Below are 15,789 nucleotides of genomic sequence, written 5' to 3'. Positions count from 1 at the left end.
GCGGTATGGAAAAAGACAGAAACGCGACGTTCACGAAGTTTGGCGGGCCCGGCACGCTGATCGCGGATTATGAGCACTGGTGTGTGCTCGCCCGTCCGAAACAGGTGACGCTCGGTGCGCTCGTGCTCCTCTCCGACAGTCCGCATGAGCGCTTTTCCGACCTGCCACTGGGGGCTTTTACCGAGCTGTCGCAAGTGACCGCCGATCTCGAAGCCGCGATCGGCCGGTTCGTGAGCCCGGAAAAGATGAACTATCTCATGCTCATGATGGTCGATCCGCACGTGCACTTTCATGTCCTGCCGCGCTATTCTGACGAGCGCCGGTTTGCGGACACGGCCTTTCCGGATACGGGCTGGCCGGGGCCGCCGGATCTATCTTCCGGGGTATCCGATGCGGACGTCGTGGAGGCTGTGCGAAGTGAGATTGCCTCGCTCTGGCCGGTGCGCGCCTGAAGGCTGCGAACGGCAAAGACGAGCACAAGGGTTAGGCCGAATGCTTCCCCGGCAATGGCCGCCCATCCGAGGCTTTCCAGCTCCATTCTTTGCGCCAAAAGCGGGATGAGGCTGAGGAAAAGCGCGATGCCGCATAGCCGGGAGGCAAGCGCTCGGGCCGGGTGCTTGCAGGCATAGAGGATCGGATAGAAGGGCATTGCCGCGGCCATGAGCGTCGCTGCCAGCAGCAGCAGAACGATCAGAGCCGCTGAATCGGCGTAGTTCTCGCCGAGCAGGCTTGAGAGGATGTCGGCACCGGACAGCGCCAGCAGACTTGCGACGCCGAGGCCGAGCCCCAGCAGGACAAGGCTTGAGCGCACCGCCAGACTGATGACCCGGCTGCTCTCGCCGGCGTTAAGAAGCCGGGCAATCTCCGGGTGGACGACCCGGTCAAACTGGCTGACGCCGCGGGCGAAAAGGTCGGCAATCTGGCGCGAAATCCGGTATATGGCGGCTGCCCCCGGCCCAAACGTTGCCCCGGCCAGAAGGGTGGGAAGGTGTTCGCTCGCGGTCTTAACCGTGGAATCCAGGTTCGAGAACATCGCAAACCGCCAGATGCCGGCTTCAGGCGCACGCAGCCACTTGCCGCCGCCGAAGAGGCCGCTGAGAAGGTTTTGCCGGGCCAGTTCCCGCAAGGCCAGCAGCGGCAATGCGATATAGGACAGGAAGGAAGCAGCGAACCAGACGGCGATATAGCCGACAAGACCGGTGCCGAGCAGCGCGCAGATCGACACGCCCACAAGCCGGATGACCGGCATCACCAGTGTGTGAGCACTCAGCAGGTCGAACCGGTCGCTGAGCCGCAGAAGGCCGGTCGAGGCAGAGGTCTGGTTGAAGAAGATAAGGGCGCAATAGGCGAGGGCCGGTGTCAGATAGCCATCCGGCATGCCGATCATGTCATAGGCAAAGGGCATGATGACCACAGCAAGGCTGGCAGCGATGATGGCACCGACGCCATCAAGGCCCATCGCAAACCGGATCAGTTTCTGGATCTGGGGCCAATCACTTCGGCTGAAGGGGGCGACGCCGTAATTGACCACCACTTGCCAGGACTTGAAGCTGGCTAACCCTGAGAAGGAGGCGGCATAGGCATGCAGCAGGAGCAGCCCGCCAAACTCGGCTGGCGCCAGCACATTGCCGAGGATGAAAAGCACGAGCAGGCCGATCACGGCGCTCGTCAGCTTCCCCCCGAACAGCATGCCGGTATTGCGGGCGATGCGTCCTGCAAGGCTGGCCGGTTCAGCCATGGCGCTGGTCTTTCCGCATGTCAGGCCATCTCCCGGGCCATGATCTCGCGCACCAAAGCGAGGTCTTCCGGTTTGTCCACGTCGATCGCTGCTTCCGCCCTGTCCATCATGACCGGGCGGACCGTGCAACCCAGACGGCGCGACAGGACGTGGAAGACCTGGTCAAAGCGTACGCCGGGTCGCAGCATCCGCACGGCGTTCAGGAGGCCAAAGCGCGTGGCGATCTTCGCGGGTCGTTTCCTGTCGGCTTCCGCTGCCTGCCAGAAGCTGACGGCTTTGACCGCTTCAGGGGAGCGAAGCAGGAAGAGATTGCATCCTGAGACCTTGAGCCCGCCAATCGGGAAATAGGTCCGCGAGGCTCGGGGATAGGCTGCTTCAATGGTTTCCCGTGAGGCGAGCCCGACGGTTAGATCGGCACCGGTCTCCAGTGAACCTTGCACGAAAGCCTGGATCATTTGCGGCGTCAGGAGCGGGTGGTCGGAGGTTGTGACCAGCAGCGGAAAACGGTCAATCGTTTCCACTGAGCCGAGCACGGTTGCCGCCGGGCCGTCCTTGGCTGGAAGGTGCACGATGCCCTCTCCGAAATCCTTATGCAGCCGGGCCTGGGTCTGTTCACGGGCGCCGGCCACATGGCAGGGCGTTGCGAGTCCTGCCTGGCTGAGTGTGGCGAGCACCCGGTCCAGCATTGGCTGGTCCTGGATCAGGATGTCGGCCTTGCTTCCGACCCCTTCCTGAAGGAGCAGCTCGCTTGGCCCGGCCCGTTCCCCAGCCAGGACAAGCGCCGATACGGCAGAGAGGTCGGCTGTCACGGCGTCACCAGCTCGCGTTCATAGATGCGGTAGGTCTTGTAGCGTTCGCAATTCTGCAGCCGGGTCAGGCTGATCAGGTCTTCATTGGTTTCCAGAACCCAGGACAGTTCGATCTCTCGGATGCCACGGCGATGCTGTGCGGCTGCGGCGGCATCGGAGGCCGCGGCAAAGGCTGCCAATCCGCGACGTTTCTTGTGATACGCCTTGCGTACACCGGCCAGCGGGATCCGGGCCGAGCGGGTGCCTTTCAGTTTCAGACGGTTCAGGAGCTGAACCCAGCCAAAGGGCAACAGCCGTCCATCCAAACCCTCAATTGCCTCGTTCACATTGGGCACCATCAGGGTAAAGGCCATGGGCTCGCCGTCGACGGAAGCAATCCACACCCCGTCCTCACGCAAAAGCGGGCGCAGCTCACTGGCCATGTGGCGGATCTGGTCTTCGCTAAACGGGATGAAGCCCCAATTCTCAGACCAGGCATCGTTGAAGATGTCGAGGACCAGTGCGACCTCATCCTGAAAGTGCGAATGCCGGATCGGACGCACAGTGATGCCGGGATCGCGCTCAGCCTGCCGGACAAGGCGGTCTGTCACCGGGTGGCGGTCATAAACTTCGCCCAGCCGGCAGATATAGGCATGCATGTTCATCGCCGTGCTGAATCCGAGGGTTTCCAGGCTGGTGGCATAGTCCGGCCGGCCATGACCCATCATCAGCATGGGCGGTGTATCGAAGCCATCGACGAGCAAGCCGCATTCCTCGTTCACACTGAAGTTGAAGGGGCCCGCCATGCGGGTCATGCCGCGCTGCTCAAGCCAGGCCGCAGCGGTCTCGGTCAGGGCGCCGACGAGGTCTGTGTCGGGCTCGAGTGTATCGAGGAACCCGAAATGCCCGCAGTCGGGATCGTGCTTCTCGAGATGGTACGGGTTGATGATGGCGGCGATGCGCCCGACCGGTTTGTCGCCGCGCCAGGCCAGAAAGAGCTCATGGTCCAGCAGGGCAAGGCCGGGATTGCCCTTCGGATCGAGCTGGGCCATCCGCTCGAAGCGCAGGGGCGGACGCCAGTTTGGCACGTGCCGGTAGGCGTCATAAGGCAGATTGACGAACGCCTTGCGCTCGGCCCGGCTGCATACAGGTTCGATACGCAGCTTTTCGCCGACGGATGGGCCGTGGCGGGAGAGCAGGTCTGTGCTGCTCATTCACGCAGGTCCAGTACCACGTGCTTGCCGTTCGCGCCGACATCGAAGGCGGAATCCTCGAATTTCGGAAAGCCGAAGCCAAGTTTCTTGTGGCTCGACAGGGCGAAAGGCTCGGCCGGCATCCGGTTCCATTTCTGGTCCAGGTCGCGGTCGGCGTCCTTGTCGTGATAGGCGGCGAGGGCATACCGGCCTGGCTCGGGAATATCGAAACAGACGGTCTGATGGTCTTCGCCGGCAGGAACCCGGATCCTGTGGAGACGCGATTCCTTTTTCAGGAAATCACGCTTGCTGGGCGTGTAGAGCTCGACGGTGAGGATGCCCACCGGTGTTACTCCATTGACCACGACCTCGATCTGCATGTCGGAAGCGCCGCATTCCGCACTTTTCTCGTACGGGCGGATATCGAGCGACGGTGCCGGCGTCCCGATCGCGGAAACCTGAGCGAGGACAAGGCTGGATAGCGCGACAAATGCTGCTGTCATTGCGATCCCCTTCTTTCATTAATGCTTCACATATCTAGTATGTCCCCCGAAAAGGCTGAAGAAAAGGATGCAGTCCGGACGGATATCTTTCGGATGCAGGCGGGCAATAGTCGGGTTCATGAGACAAAGCTGCAAAGGATGACGAGCACGGGCGGGTTGATCGATCGATACCTGTTCAAGGAGTGCCTGCGCCTGTTCGCGGGTCTTTGCGGGCTGGTGCTTGCCATTCTCCTGATCGAGCGTCTCGTCCGGATCGTGGAGCTGGTCGCCAACTCCGAGAATGGCGGCGTGGCCTCCTTCCGGATGGTTATCGATCTGATCCCGCACTACCTGCAGCTCGCCATACCTGCGGCACTTTTTCTTGGCATGATCATCGCCATCGACCGCTTGAGCCGCTCCGGCGAGCTGGTGACGATGCTTTCAGCCGGGCTGTCGCTGCAACGCTTGTCCCGGCCCTTCTTCGTGCTCGCGGCCCTGGCCGCCATTGTGAGCCTGTTTATCTCCGGCTTCCTGCAGCCCATGGGGCGCTATGATTTTCGCCAGACGGTCCACAGTATCGAGACACAGTCCTTCAAGGCGGCTTTTCAGGAAGGCCGGTTCGTGCGGTTCGATAATTATACGGTCTGGACCGATTTCCGTGATTTCTCTGGCCAGACGCTTGGCGAAACCTTCATTCTGGAAGCGCGTCCTGATGGCAGTGAGCGTTTCATGTCCGCGCCATCCGGCAAATTGCTGGAAACCGGTGCGGGCACATTTGCCCTGCAGCTCGAGCAGGGGCGTGGCGCAACCCTGGAGGCCGAGCGGGATGAAGCGAATTCCAGCCGGGACAACCTGCAATTCCAGACCATGATCTGGCCCGTCACCTCCGAGCAGGCGGCGTTTCGCCCGAGGGGCAATGACGAGCGGGAACTGACGCTGTTCGAACTTGGTGATGTCTCGGCCTATCCGGGCGTACGCCAGGACGCAGCCACAGCCTCCCTGCATGACCAGCTGGGCCGGGCAGCCCTGATCCTTATTCTGCCGCTTCTGGCTTTTCCGCTCGGCGTCAACCTCGGCCGGAAGCCACGGGCCGGGGGGATCGTGTTTGGGATTGTCACCCTGCTCATCGTCCAGAAGGCACTGGAATACGGATTCCAGATGGCCGAAACCGGGGCGGTTTCAGGCTGGGCCGGCACCTGGCCAGTTGTCTTCCTGACAGCGGTCGCCGGCATTTACTTCTTTTCCAGCACCGCGGGCGAACCCCTGTTGAGGTGGCGGCGCTCCGGGGCCGTGCGAAATGAAGGCCTTGTCCTGTCTTCGGGGGAGCAGGGCAAATGAAGCATCTGCGGATTTATATGTCGCGCCTGTTCCTTTACCGGTTCGCCGCTGTGGCCTTCGGTGTGACCGCGCTTGTCAGCCTTCTGGATTCGCTGGGCAACAGCGAACTCCTGCCGCAGGATGCGGGGTTTCTGGACCGGTTGCGCTTTGCGGGCCTGCGCCTGCCGATCATTTTCGACAGTACCTTCGCGATTATCATCTTTCTCTCGGTCCTGGTGACCTACCTCTCTTTCATTCGCCGGAATGAAATCGTGGCTTTGCTGGCGACAGGCGTTTCCGTTTTCGGCCAGCTGCGGGCGCTTGCGCCATGCCTGTTCATGGTCGGCGCGGCAGGCGCCTTGATTGTGTCGCTCACAAGTCCTCCGGCCGCGCGCAGCCTGACGGCCTGGCTTGGGCCTCAGGCCCTGATGCCCCAGACGATCGACGACAAGGCGCTATGGGTATCCGAGCCGGACGTGCTGGTCCGGATTGGCGACATGTCGGACGACACTCTGCGCGACCTCACCTTTTTCAGCCGGTCGCCCGATGGGCAGATCATTGCCGTGAGCGAAGCGGGCAGGGCGATCTATAAGGGCAAGGCGTGGCAGCTGGAGGGCACCCGCATGCTCCACGCCGAACAGGCCGGAGTGGCGGCCCCCAAGACTTGGGAAACGCGGCAAACGCCGGACAGCCTGTTCAAGCTTCAGACCTATCCGCGCTTCCTCTCCTTTGGAGATTTGCTGCAGCTCTATGAATTGAGAGGCTCGGGCAGCCGGCCATCCAGTGCTTATCTCGTCTGGATTATTGATCGGCTGACCATGCCATTTCTGGCCGTCGGCCTTCTGCTGCTGGCAGCGCCGCTGATGCAGAGAGCCGGCCGGCGTGAGACCGGCGAGGTCGCCGCTGTCATGGCACTTGGCCTCGGTTTCGCCTACCTCATCGGCGACGGGATCTTTACCTCCATGGCCGAATCCGGAGTTTTCAATGGCTGGGTCGGTGCATTGGGTCCACTTATTGGACTTTTTGCGACCGGTCTCTGGTTTGCCCTTCGAACCGAAAAGGCCAAGTGATGGGCAAGATTGCCCTGATCTCGAATGCCCGCAGCCATCTCGTCGCACGCAAGGGCTCCCGCCTCGAAGAGGTGGCCTGCCGAAAAGGGGAGCTTCCGCTGGTCTGGTTCGAATCCATGGCCCTTTTCAGGGCGAAGATCACAGGCCTGATGGAGTCCGGCTACGACACCTTCCTGATCGAAGCGGGCGACGGGACGGTGCTGGCAACGCTCACCTGCTGCTACAATCATGATCCCGCGCGGTTTGGCGCGCTCCGTTTTGCCGTCCTGCCCGGTGGCAGCACCAACCTCGCTTATGAAAGGCTGGGCCTCAAACAGCCTGGCGTCGAGGATGTCGTCAGACGGCTCGACGCTCTTGATGATGATACCTCCGCCGGGGCTGTGACGCAGTTGCCGGCGCTTGCTGTTCGCCTGGGTGAGGCGCGAGACAGCCATGTCGGCTTCCTGCTTTCGACCGGGGCGTTGGCGCGTGGCATGGATCACGTGCAGCACCATATGTTCGGTGAGGGGCAGCGTGGCTCGGCTGCAGTCGCGCTATCGCTCCTGAAACTGGCCGCACGGCCACGCCACTACATGGCGGCAGATGGCGAGCCTCTCCTGCGTCCGTCGCGGTTCGAGCCGAAGACCTCGGACATGCAGGTCGAGGCCGGTCCGCATGCATTCAGCCTGGCCACGACGTTCCCGTCCCTCTCGCTCGGCCTCACGCCTTTCTGGGGAGAAGAGGCGAAACCGATACGGTTCACCTATGCGCCCTGGCCGCCGGCGAAATTGCGCCGCGCCATCCTGCGCTCTGCCACCGGGCGCGGCCTCGAGCGGCTGGAGACCGACGGCTACAGGAGCATCAACACCGACGCTCTGGCAATGACAGTCGATGGGCCGCTCATGCTTGACGGAGAATTGCTTCAGCGGGATTCCTCCATATCTATCCGTGTAGGAACAACTGGAGACATTTGCTTTCTGCGATGAGATCGCCTGATCCCGATACCCTTTCTGCGTTACGCCAGCAGATCGAACGCGAGCAGCATGACCTGCCGCCTGCCGCCCGGCGCATGGCCAGGGCCATACGTCAGAAGCATGGCGACTGCGTGCGCGCGTTCCTGTTCTATGGCTCTTCACGGCGTGAAGGCGATCAGGCGGGAAAGATGCTGGACTTCTATGTCCTGGTCGACCGCTATAGCGATGTGCATGGCCATGGCCTGCGCCAGCTGGCAAGCCTTCTGATCCCGCCAAGCGTCCACTACCTCGAAATCCCGTCCGGCACGGGCCCGCCGCTGCGCAGCAAATATGCCATCATGAGCGAGCGTGCCTTTCATCGCCGTACGCGCGGCGGCGCCTTCGAGTCGATGCTGTGGGGCCGCTTTGCCCAGCCGGTCCTGATCGATGCGGATACGCCGGCCCGGCACAACAGGCTGGTCGATACAATGGCCCTGGCGTGTTTCCACCTTGCCGATGAAACGCTTCCTCTGATCGGGGAGGAGACCGAAATCGACGATATCTGGGCCCGCGGTCTGTATGAGAGTTACCGCACCGAACTGCGCCCGGAAAATGCCAGGCAGCGCGCAGCGGAGCTTGTTGAGCGTTTCAGCGACCGTTACAGGGCCCTGACCGATGCGATTTTCGGAGACAGCCAGGAAAGTCGTGCCGTCGCCTTGGGGCGCGTCGGCTGGTTTGGGCGTCAGGCTGGCAGGACACGGTGGGCCTTGCGGCGTGTGCTTGGCAAGGTCATGGCAAGCCTGCGTGTCGTGAAGGCGGCTTTCACCTTCGATGCCGGGCTCGACTATATTCTGGAAAAGATCGAGGGACACTCGGATGTGCGCATCAAGGTGACGGAGAGCGAACGCCGTCATCCCCTGCTGCATTCCCCTGTCCTGGCCTGGAAGATCCTGCGCGCGCGGACCTTGCGCTAAGATTGCGTGGGGACTGACTTAGCGCAGGCGTGAAAACGCGTTTATGATCTTGTCTATGTCGTCGGAGGTGTGCGCGGCAGACACGCTCAGCCGCAAGAGCGACATGGCGTGTGGGGTCGCCGGCGGGATGGCCAGATTGACGTAAATCCCGGCTTCGAGAAGCTCATTCCATTGCCGTACGGCCGTTTCCTGGTCCGGACGCGGCAGGGCAATCACCGGCCCGGGGGCCGAGGCCGGTTCGAAACCGGCGCGCACGAGGCCTTCATGCAATTGGTTGGCCCGGGCCCATAGCGAAGTGCGCAGCTCCGGTTCGCTTCTGATCTGCCGCAGGGCGGCATGAGCGGCGGCCACGTTTGACGGAGAGCCGGACGCGGTAAAGAGATAGGGGCGGCTCATCAGCCGGATGAAATCGAAATCCGCATGCCGGGAGACGCAGAACCCGCCGATCGAGGCGAAACTCTTGGAGAAGGTACCGGACAGGAAGTCGACCTTGTCGAGAATACCCTGGGCAGCGGCAACACCCTGGCCGTTTTCCCCATAGCAGCCGACCGAATGAGCCTCGTCGACATAAAGATAGGCATCATGACGATGCGCTACTTCGACGAATTCGGCCAGCGGGGCCACATCGCCCAACATCGAATAAAGCCCTTCCACGACCACGAGGCGGGCGCCTTCGCTGGGCAGTCTGGATAGTCGGCGCTCAAGGTCTTCCGGGCTGTTATGACGGAAGCGGATGGTGGCAGCGTCGCTCAGCCGGCAGGCATCATAGATGCAGGCATGGCTGTCGGCGTCGATCAGCAAATGATCGCCCTTGCCGGCCAGGGCGCTGATGGCGGCCAGATTGGCCTGATAGCCTGTTGTGAAGATGACGGCCGACGGCAGGCCGAAAAAGTCTGCAAGGTCCTGCTCGAGCTCTTCATGGATGCTATAGGTGCCATTTGCGAGCCGGCTGCCTGTCGTGGCCGTGCCGTGCTGGTCTATGGCCTCATGGGCGGCATCAAGACAGGGCCTGGAATAGGTCAGCCCGAGATAATTGTTTGTCCCGGCCAGAAGAATGTCGCGGCCATTAACCCGGCCATGGGTAGCAGACTGAACATCATCGAAGCGAAGACCAAAAGGTTGCTCGCCGCTGGAAAGGACGGCTGACTGGCGGGCCGCAAGCGGTTCGAACTTTCGGAAGATCGACCGGGTTTTGTCGAGTTCGTCAAACATTGATCTGCTGCTCCACGGCTTTTGCCAGATCGCCGATGGTCTGGATGTCAGACGTGATCTCCATGGGAAGGCTGATATCGTAATAATCTTCCAGTTCCATGACCACGTCGAACACTTCAACTGAGTCGATCTCGATGTCAGACCCGATCTTCATATCCTCTGTCACGACAGCATCAGGAGGAAGGAAAGGAGCAAGGGCGGTGCGGATGCGCTCCACAATCTGTGCTTGCCCGATTTGCGCTGTTTTTCCGGTCTGATCCAATTAGGTTCTCTCAAACTAGTGCCCTGAAAAGTCCGCTCCGGGCGATGTGTCATGTTCGGCGTGGCTCAAGAAACAACCAGAGAGCGTCCGATGCAATGGGGTGGGCGCACTCACGCGCACGTCCGCATGCCAGTCAGGCTGAAGCAATTCTCTTGCCTTTCCGGCTGACAGGATGAGGGGCTTGCGGGTCAGTTGTGCGATCCCGCTGGCCAGAAAGCCGATTGTTTTGACCGCTGCAGGCGGTATGGCGATGCGGCGGACCTTCCGCTCGAGGGCCTTTTCCGCGGCTGTGGCGACCTCATCCCAGGAGATGTCCTGTCCGCTGCAAGGAGCGAGTGTGGCGACTGCTTCCGAGGTTGGAGATGCGGCGATTCCCGTTATGAAACGGGCCAGATCGTTGACATCGATCCAGGAAAAGGTGGAGCCAGATGGCCTGCTGCCGGGATGGATTAGCCAGCCCCGGCGCAGCATGGCCATACTGTCGCGTGTGGCGCTGTCTCCGGGGCCGAGGATGGCGGGCGGTCGGACAATGGTCAGCCGCATGTCGCCTGCCAGAGCGGTTGCGGCCTGTTCGGCAAGCGCTTTCGACCAGGCATATGGCGAAACTTCCGGACGGCTGGCGGCAAGCGACGAGATCAGGATGAAGTGCTGAGCCCCTGCGCGGCGCGCGGCGGTGACAAGCGCCGCTGTTGCCCGGGTATTGGTGCTATGGAAGGCGTCCGCGCCTGTCGCCCGAGTGAGCCCTGCGGCATGGATGACAGTGGCTGCGTCTTTCACCAGCGCATCGATGGCTTCCGCGGAGCCGACGCTTCCCGGAATCCAGTTCAGCTTGGCATGATCTTCGAGCTGCCGCCCCGGTCTCGGGCGGGCCAGACATTTGAGCTGCCAGTCGAGATTGCTTTCACGCAGGTGCGGGACGAGATGCGACCCGGCAAATCCCGTTGCTCCGGTGATCGCGATCGTCGGCACGATCCGGCCTCAGGCCGGAACCTGTTGAGACGGAAAATCCTCGTTGAGGAAAAGGGTGCGAGCCGCCGACCGGCTGAGTTTGCCGGAACTGGTGACCGGAAGGCTTCGCGGTGACACCAGCACCACTTCGACAGGCGCGCCGGTCGCCACGCGTGCCGCGCGGGCCAGTTCGCGGCGCAGGGCTTCGCGCGCTGTCTCACCTCTTTCCCGGCATTCGGCGATCAGAACGATCCTGTCGCCGATGGAGTGCTCGGAGGCATCGATCACGACGCAGCGGCCGACCTGCTTGCCGGCTGTCTCCTGCACGGCCCATTCGACATCCTGGGGCCAGATATTGCGCCCGTGCCAGATGATGAGGTCTTTCCAGCGGCCGGTCACGACAAGCTGGCCATTCAGCCAGTAGCCTAGATCACCTGTGTCCAGCCAGCCATCTTCGTCTGTCAGGGAAATGATTCCGGCCTGTTCGTTATAGTGTCCGGCTGCCACGCTGGGGCCGCGCACCTCGATCCGCCCGATACTCCGCTCTGGCAGATTGTTCGAGAGGCCTGAGCGTATCCGCACCTCATGGCCCGGAACGGGGGTTCCGCACAGGACGAAATTGCGCACTTTCTCCGGCTCCCTTTGCGGAGAGGCTTTGCGCACATCGTCATCGAAGCGCAGGGCGACGGCATCCACGCGGTCTGTCTGGCAGCCGTCCCCGAGCGGGGCGAAGGACACAGCGAGGGTCGCCTCGGCCAGTCCATAGCTGGCCACGAAGGCGGACGGGTCGAATCCGGTGTCGGTGAAGGTTTCGGCGAACTGGCTGAGAACGCTGTCGCGGACCATGTCCCCGCCGATCCCGGCGGCCCGCCACGAAGAAAGGTCGAGCGGTTCGCCCCTGTATCGGCGGGCACAGAGCTCATAGCCAAAGCTCGGGCTGTAGGAGAGGGTTGCACGGTTGCGGCTGATCAGCCGCAGCCAGGAGATTGGCCGGCGTGCGAATTCCGAACTTGGGATGTAATCGACAGACAGTTGCGACATGAGCGGCGCAATGAAGAATCCGACCAGTCCCATATCGTGGTAAAGAGGCAGCCAGGAAACGGCGCGGTCGCCGTCGCGAACCTGGAGGCCATGCCGGGTGATAGCCTGGCAATTGGCCACAACGCTCGACTGTGTCGCAACAATGCCCTTTGGATGCGACGTGCTTCCGGAGGAAAACTGGATGTAACAGAGCTCGCCCTGTTTCCACGGGCGAAGCGGCGCTGCCGGCTCATTGGCCCAGGCACCCGCCTCGATGGGCAGCACCGCGGACGGCGTCTGGACAACGTCATCATAAATCGCCCGAAGCCGCTCGGGAACGAGTATCGCGCTGAGTGACGCGGCTTCCCACATGCGTTGCAGTTGCGCCTTATAGCCCTGATGGCCCCCGATGGTTGGCGGTAGGCTGACGGGGGCAGGAACAAGGCCAGCGTATTGGCACGCCATGAAAGCGGTGACAAAGTCGGCTGACGTTTCTGCGACGAGCCCGATATGGGCACCACGCTTAAACGCCGCCGCAAGCGTCCCGGCGAAAGCCATTGCCCGCGAGCGCAGTCGCGAATAGGAGAGCTGTTCGGCGACTTCGCCGCTGGCCTTGTTGAAGCTGAGACCACTTGATCCGAGCGCGGCATAATCCAGCGCATCTGTCAGGGTCTCGAAGTCAGCCAGCCTCAATGGCAGCGACTTGTCTGCATAAGCCGAGCCGTTCATTGCGAGTCTACCCCCTCGACGCACGTAATATTTCAGACACAATTGCCTTTGATCTGGGGCTTAGTCAAAAAATTGTCAAACAATACGGTGCTATTCGTATCAGCATTATCTTCAGCTGTGGTTACAGAATGGGCGTGACCGGCCCGAAACCGGGCTGCATGGGACCGCATAATCTCAGACCCGGTTTCCACCTTTTCGCGCATGTGCGTCCATTCAATCCATTCAGGTGATTCGCCTGGAAGGTTGTCTAAAGCTTGGGCTGTTCCCGTTTCGCGCGAAGCTGTCCTACGTAAAACTACGGAATTTACAGATAGAGGAATGCGTTGCCTATTGTGCGTAGGGCGTGGTTGATCCCGATTATACAGGGTAGATGAGCGCCCCGTCAGGCCGCATCAGCGCAAAAAATAGAATAAGTGTGCGTTGAGTTCGAGGAAGGCTCCGTTGGGGCGGCTGTCATAACCAAGGAGGAAAACATGGCAGACACAGCAACAACAGCAAATCCGATTTTGAAACAGGGTCACGAAGGCTTTGACGAGACGCGGGAATACGAAACGCGTTCACCTGAAAATCAGCGCCTCGACAAGATCCGGCGCGATGCGATCCCGGCCACGGGGTTGTCGCACACCGCGCTGCGTGTGAAAGATGCACGCGTCACGACAAAATTCTACGAAGACGTCGTCGGCTTGCCTCTGGTACGCACCGATGTGGTCAAGAAGATCACGGCGATGCCGCCCTACGATACCCCTTTCGACATGATGCACTTCTTCTTCGAATTGGGCGACGGCTCGCTGCTGGCCTTCTTCGAACTGGAAGAGGGCACCGGCCCGGAACTCCACGAGATGCCGGGCGACGCCCTGCAATGGCACTTCGCCATCCAGCTGCGCAGCGAGCAGGACGTTCGCGCCGTCGAGCAGCGCGCGAAGGAAGCCGGCATCAATTATTTCTACGTGCCTCATGATGAAGCCTTGTCCCTCTATCTGGAGGACCCTGATGGCTTCATGCTGGAAGTGAACCACCACCGCCCGCACTTCGACAATCTGATCGATCCGAAGGCGGCGCATGATCGACTTGAGGCTTGGTACGAGAACGGGCGGCGCTGGAGCTAGATAAGCGTCCGGCGGTGAAGGAAGGCTGTCACCGACAGCATAAAGGGTTGAATGCTGCCGCGACATGCTCGCGGCAGCTTCACGTTGTGACGACAAAGTTCAGGCTTCACGTGCGGGCCTGAGAAGGCCCCTTGCGCTGTCAGTTCGGCGTTCTTGCTAGCAGATCAAGCCGAAACCTTGGTTTTCCGCCCGCAGCTCTTGACTGGCCGTAACGTCAACATGGCCTCAAAGAGGAACGTGTTGTAAAAAAGCCTTGAACATCAGTGAGTCCAGGCGAGGCTGATGGCTTAAAGGGGTGAGGCGGGCTTTTCGGGGAGACGGTCGTCAGTGTGCATCGAATTCCAAGCCGCCGCTTAGCCTGCTATCCCGGTACTCTATAACCCTGTAGGAGAATCAGGCCTAAATCGCCCTTGTCTGTGGAGAGCATTCATTGTCAGAAAAGACATCACAAAAACGCAGAGGGATACAGTCTGTCACGATTGGCATGCGGGTGCTGGAGGCTGTGGCCTCCATGAAAGGCCCGGCGACGCTGACGGCAATCTCCCAAAGGGCCGAATTGTCGGCCAGCCAGACACACAGATATCTCAGCAGCCTTATCGAGGCTGGCATGCTGCGCCAGTCCAACAAGTCCGGGACCTATGATCTCGATGCCGGCGCAATACGGCTCGGCCTTACGGCACTGTCGCGCATGGACACGTTTGCAAATGCCGATGCGTATATAAGGCGGCTCGTCGACACCACGCAGCGCACATGTCTGGTCGCGGTCATGGGCGATGCAGGGCCGACCGTTGTCCGCTGGTATTCGGGTTCGCCGCCGGTGCTGACCTCGCTGGGCATCGGTTCGGTCCTGCCTCTGATGAGGTCTGCGACGGGGCGGGTCTTCTTCTCCTTTGGTGACAGTGCTGAAATGGACCGTCAGTTGCAGCTTCTGAGGCTGACCGACCCGGCGGGGGCACCCCTTAACGCCAAGGCCATGCGCCAGAAGATCCGGGCCCAAAAGCTGGAGACCCTGAGTGGCGATCTGATCCCTGGCCTGCGGGCTGCAGCGGCGCCGGTCTTCGATCTGCAGGGAAATCTGAAGCTTGTCGTGACACTCATCGCAGGCGCGGCTTTCCCGGTTTCCGAGGATGAGGCGGCGCAGACCGAGCTTCTCCAGCATTGTCGCGATCTGACGGAATCGCTCGGAGGCCAGTGGCCTGACTGAGCGAATAAGAAACCCGTTCAGCCACAATATCCCTTGATTGTGTCCTGATGCCCCGCCATCCGGCAGGGCTTGAGATGCGGTGTTGAGCCAGGAGACATGTCCTTGCATATGGGGCAAGACCTTGGAGCTGACGCACGCCGGACGATTTCTCGCTTTATGATGCCAGACCGTGGCAGGCGGCCTATGACAGCACTCTGTGCGAAGGACTCGATGGGAAACGGCCCGATATACTGCAGGCTTTCCTTGCCCATTGCGAAGTCGGGGGTGAGGCGATCGCCATCCGTTATTTCGACCGGCTGATCAGTTATGGTGAGCTGGACGAGATGAGCTCACATTTCGCCGCTTGGCTCATCCGATCCGGCGCCGTGCAGGGGGACCGCATCTTCATCCTGCTCCAGAATGTCCCGCAATTTGCTATCGCCGCGCTTGGCGCGTGGAAGGCGGGTCTCATCCCTGTGCTTGGCAACCCGATGTACCGCCAGGATGAGTTGGGCAAGCTGATGGCCGATTGTGAGCCGAGCGTCATCCTGTGCCATCCTTCGCAGCGGCCCGCCTTCGAGGCTGTCGCGGGAGAGCGGACCATCCTGACCACGACAGCCGGTGCGATGCAGTCGCGCGGTGACCCCCGCTCCATCCCGGCAGATGAGCCGGACGAAACAGACGCTTTCATGGCGATTCTCGGCACGCAGGCCCATGAGGGGTCACTTTGCGAGCGCATCACCAGCGATCCGGCGCTGCTACTCTACACGTCCGGGACGACCGGCGTGCCCAAGGGCGCGATGCTCACCGCTTCGAACCTGTCCTATAATGCGGC

15 protein-coding genes are annotated in these 15,789 nt (G+C 61.3%); 8 read left to right on the top strand and 7 right to left on the bottom strand.

Going from position 1 to position 15,789, the window contains the following annotated elements:
• Nucleotides 1–5: 5 nt before the first annotated feature.
• Nucleotides 6–452 (top strand): HIT family protein, encoded by a 447-nt coding sequence (locus tag B8784_RS22265; RefSeq protein ID WP_084399843.1) that lies wholly within the window; start codon nt 6–8, stop codon nt 450–452.
• A 1,306-nt stretch (nt 453–1,758) separates the two neighbouring features.
• On the opposite strand, the gene B8784_RS19930 is transcribed toward B8784_RS22265, so the two are convergent.
• The 3 genes from B8784_RS19930 to B8784_RS19920 are packed head-to-tail and all read right to left on the bottom strand — an operon-like array spanning nt 1,759 to nt 4,222.
• Nucleotides 1,759–2,547 carry a nucleotidyltransferase family protein gene (locus B8784_RS19930; protein WP_084399842.1) on the bottom strand — a complete coding sequence of 263 codons (789 nt, stop codon included), beginning with the start codon at nt 2,545–2,547 and terminating at the stop codon, nt 1,759–1,761.
• Nucleotides 2,544–3,740 carry a hypothetical protein gene (locus tag B8784_RS19925; RefSeq protein ID WP_084399841.1) on the bottom strand — a complete coding sequence of 399 codons (1,197 nt, stop codon included), beginning with the start codon at nt 3,738–3,740 and terminating at the stop codon, nt 2,544–2,546. The genes B8784_RS19930 and B8784_RS19925 overlap by 4 nt, the downstream gene beginning before the upstream one ends.
• Nucleotides 3,737–4,222 carry a DUF2141 domain-containing protein gene (locus B8784_RS19920; RefSeq protein ID WP_084399840.1) on the bottom strand — a complete coding sequence of 162 codons (486 nt, stop codon included), beginning with the start codon at nt 4,220–4,222 and terminating at the stop codon, nt 3,737–3,739. Before B8784_RS19920 ends, B8784_RS19925 begins: the two co-directional genes overlap by 4 nt.
• Before the next feature lie 138 nt (nt 4,223–4,360).
• Between B8784_RS19920 and B8784_RS19915 the strand changes: the two genes are divergently transcribed.
• From B8784_RS19915 to B8784_RS19900, 4 genes are read left to right on the top strand one after another with little or no spacing between them, the layout of a single operon-like run.
• A complete protein-coding gene (locus B8784_RS19915) occupies nt 4,361–5,539 on the top strand; it encodes an LptF/LptG family permease (protein ID WP_158085759.1) in 1,179 nt (392 codons plus the stop codon).
• Entirely contained in the window at nt 5,536–6,588 is a 1,053-nt protein-coding gene (locus tag B8784_RS19910) for an LptF/LptG family permease (RefSeq protein WP_084399838.1), read from the top strand. The genes B8784_RS19915 and B8784_RS19910 overlap by 4 nt, the downstream gene beginning before the upstream one ends.
• Nucleotides 6,588–7,553: a diacylglycerol kinase family protein gene (locus B8784_RS19905; RefSeq protein WP_084399837.1), complete on the top strand. Its 966-nt coding sequence runs from the start codon at nt 6,588–6,590 to the stop codon at nt 7,551–7,553. Before B8784_RS19910 ends, B8784_RS19905 begins: the two co-directional genes overlap by 1 nt.
• Nucleotides 7,550–8,494 carry a hypothetical protein gene (locus B8784_RS19900; protein WP_143435651.1) on the top strand — a complete coding sequence of 315 codons (945 nt, stop codon included), beginning with the start codon at nt 7,550–7,552 and terminating at the stop codon, nt 8,492–8,494. Before B8784_RS19905 ends, B8784_RS19900 begins: the two co-directional genes overlap by 4 nt.
• Nucleotides 8,495–8,512: 18 nt before the next feature.
• Here B8784_RS19900 and spt read toward each other — a convergent pair whose 3' ends face one another.
• From spt to B8784_RS19880, 4 genes are read right to left on the bottom strand one after another with little or no spacing between them, the layout of a single operon-like run.
• Nucleotides 8,513–9,706, bottom strand: a complete 1,194-nt coding sequence (gene spt, locus B8784_RS19895; RefSeq protein ID WP_084399835.1) for a serine palmitoyltransferase — start codon at nt 9,704–9,706, stop codon at nt 8,513–8,515.
• The gene (locus tag B8784_RS19890; RefSeq protein WP_233356259.1) at nt 9,699–9,968 is read right to left on the bottom strand and encodes an acyl carrier protein; all 270 of its coding nucleotides are present in this window, start codon (nt 9,966–9,968) and stop codon (nt 9,699–9,701) included. The genes spt and B8784_RS19890 overlap by 8 nt, the downstream gene beginning before the upstream one ends.
• A 15-nt stretch (nt 9,969–9,983) precedes the next feature.
• Nucleotides 9,984–10,937, bottom strand: a complete 954-nt coding sequence (locus tag B8784_RS19885; RefSeq protein ID WP_158085758.1) for an NAD-dependent epimerase/dehydratase family protein — start codon at nt 10,935–10,937, stop codon at nt 9,984–9,986.
• Between the two features lie 9 nt (nt 10,938–10,946).
• Nucleotides 10,947–12,665: a fatty acyl-AMP ligase gene (locus B8784_RS19880; protein ID WP_143435650.1), complete on the bottom strand. Its 1,719-nt coding sequence runs from the start codon at nt 12,663–12,665 to the stop codon at nt 10,947–10,949.
• 473 nt (nt 12,666–13,138) lie between these two features.
• Here B8784_RS19880 and B8784_RS19875 point away from each other — a divergent pair, with 473 nt between their 5' ends.
• From B8784_RS19875 to B8784_RS19865, 3 genes are all read left to right on the top strand, one after another.
• Nucleotides 13,139–13,771: a VOC family protein gene (locus B8784_RS19875; protein WP_143435649.1), complete on the top strand. Its 633-nt coding sequence runs from the start codon at nt 13,139–13,141 to the stop codon at nt 13,769–13,771.
• 430 nt (nt 13,772–14,201) lie between these two features.
• On the top strand, nt 14,202–14,975 hold the full coding sequence (locus B8784_RS19870) for an IclR family transcriptional regulator (protein WP_143435648.1): 774 nt from the start codon (nt 14,202–14,204) through the stop codon (nt 14,973–14,975).
• Nucleotides 14,976–15,169: 194 nt separating this feature from the next.
• Nucleotides 15,170–15,789, top strand: a 620-nt coding sequence (locus B8784_RS19865; protein WP_158085761.1) for an AMP-binding protein, incomplete at its 3' end; no start/stop codon positions are given.

Origin of the sequence: Henriciella aquimarina, from assembly GCF_002088975.1 — a bacterium.
Lineage (GTDB): Bacteria > Pseudomonadota > Alphaproteobacteria > Caulobacterales > Hyphomonadaceae > Henriciella > Henriciella aquimarina.
The sequence above is the reverse complement of the archived record's forward strand: the minus strand, read 5'-3'. Positions and strand labels throughout refer to the sequence as shown.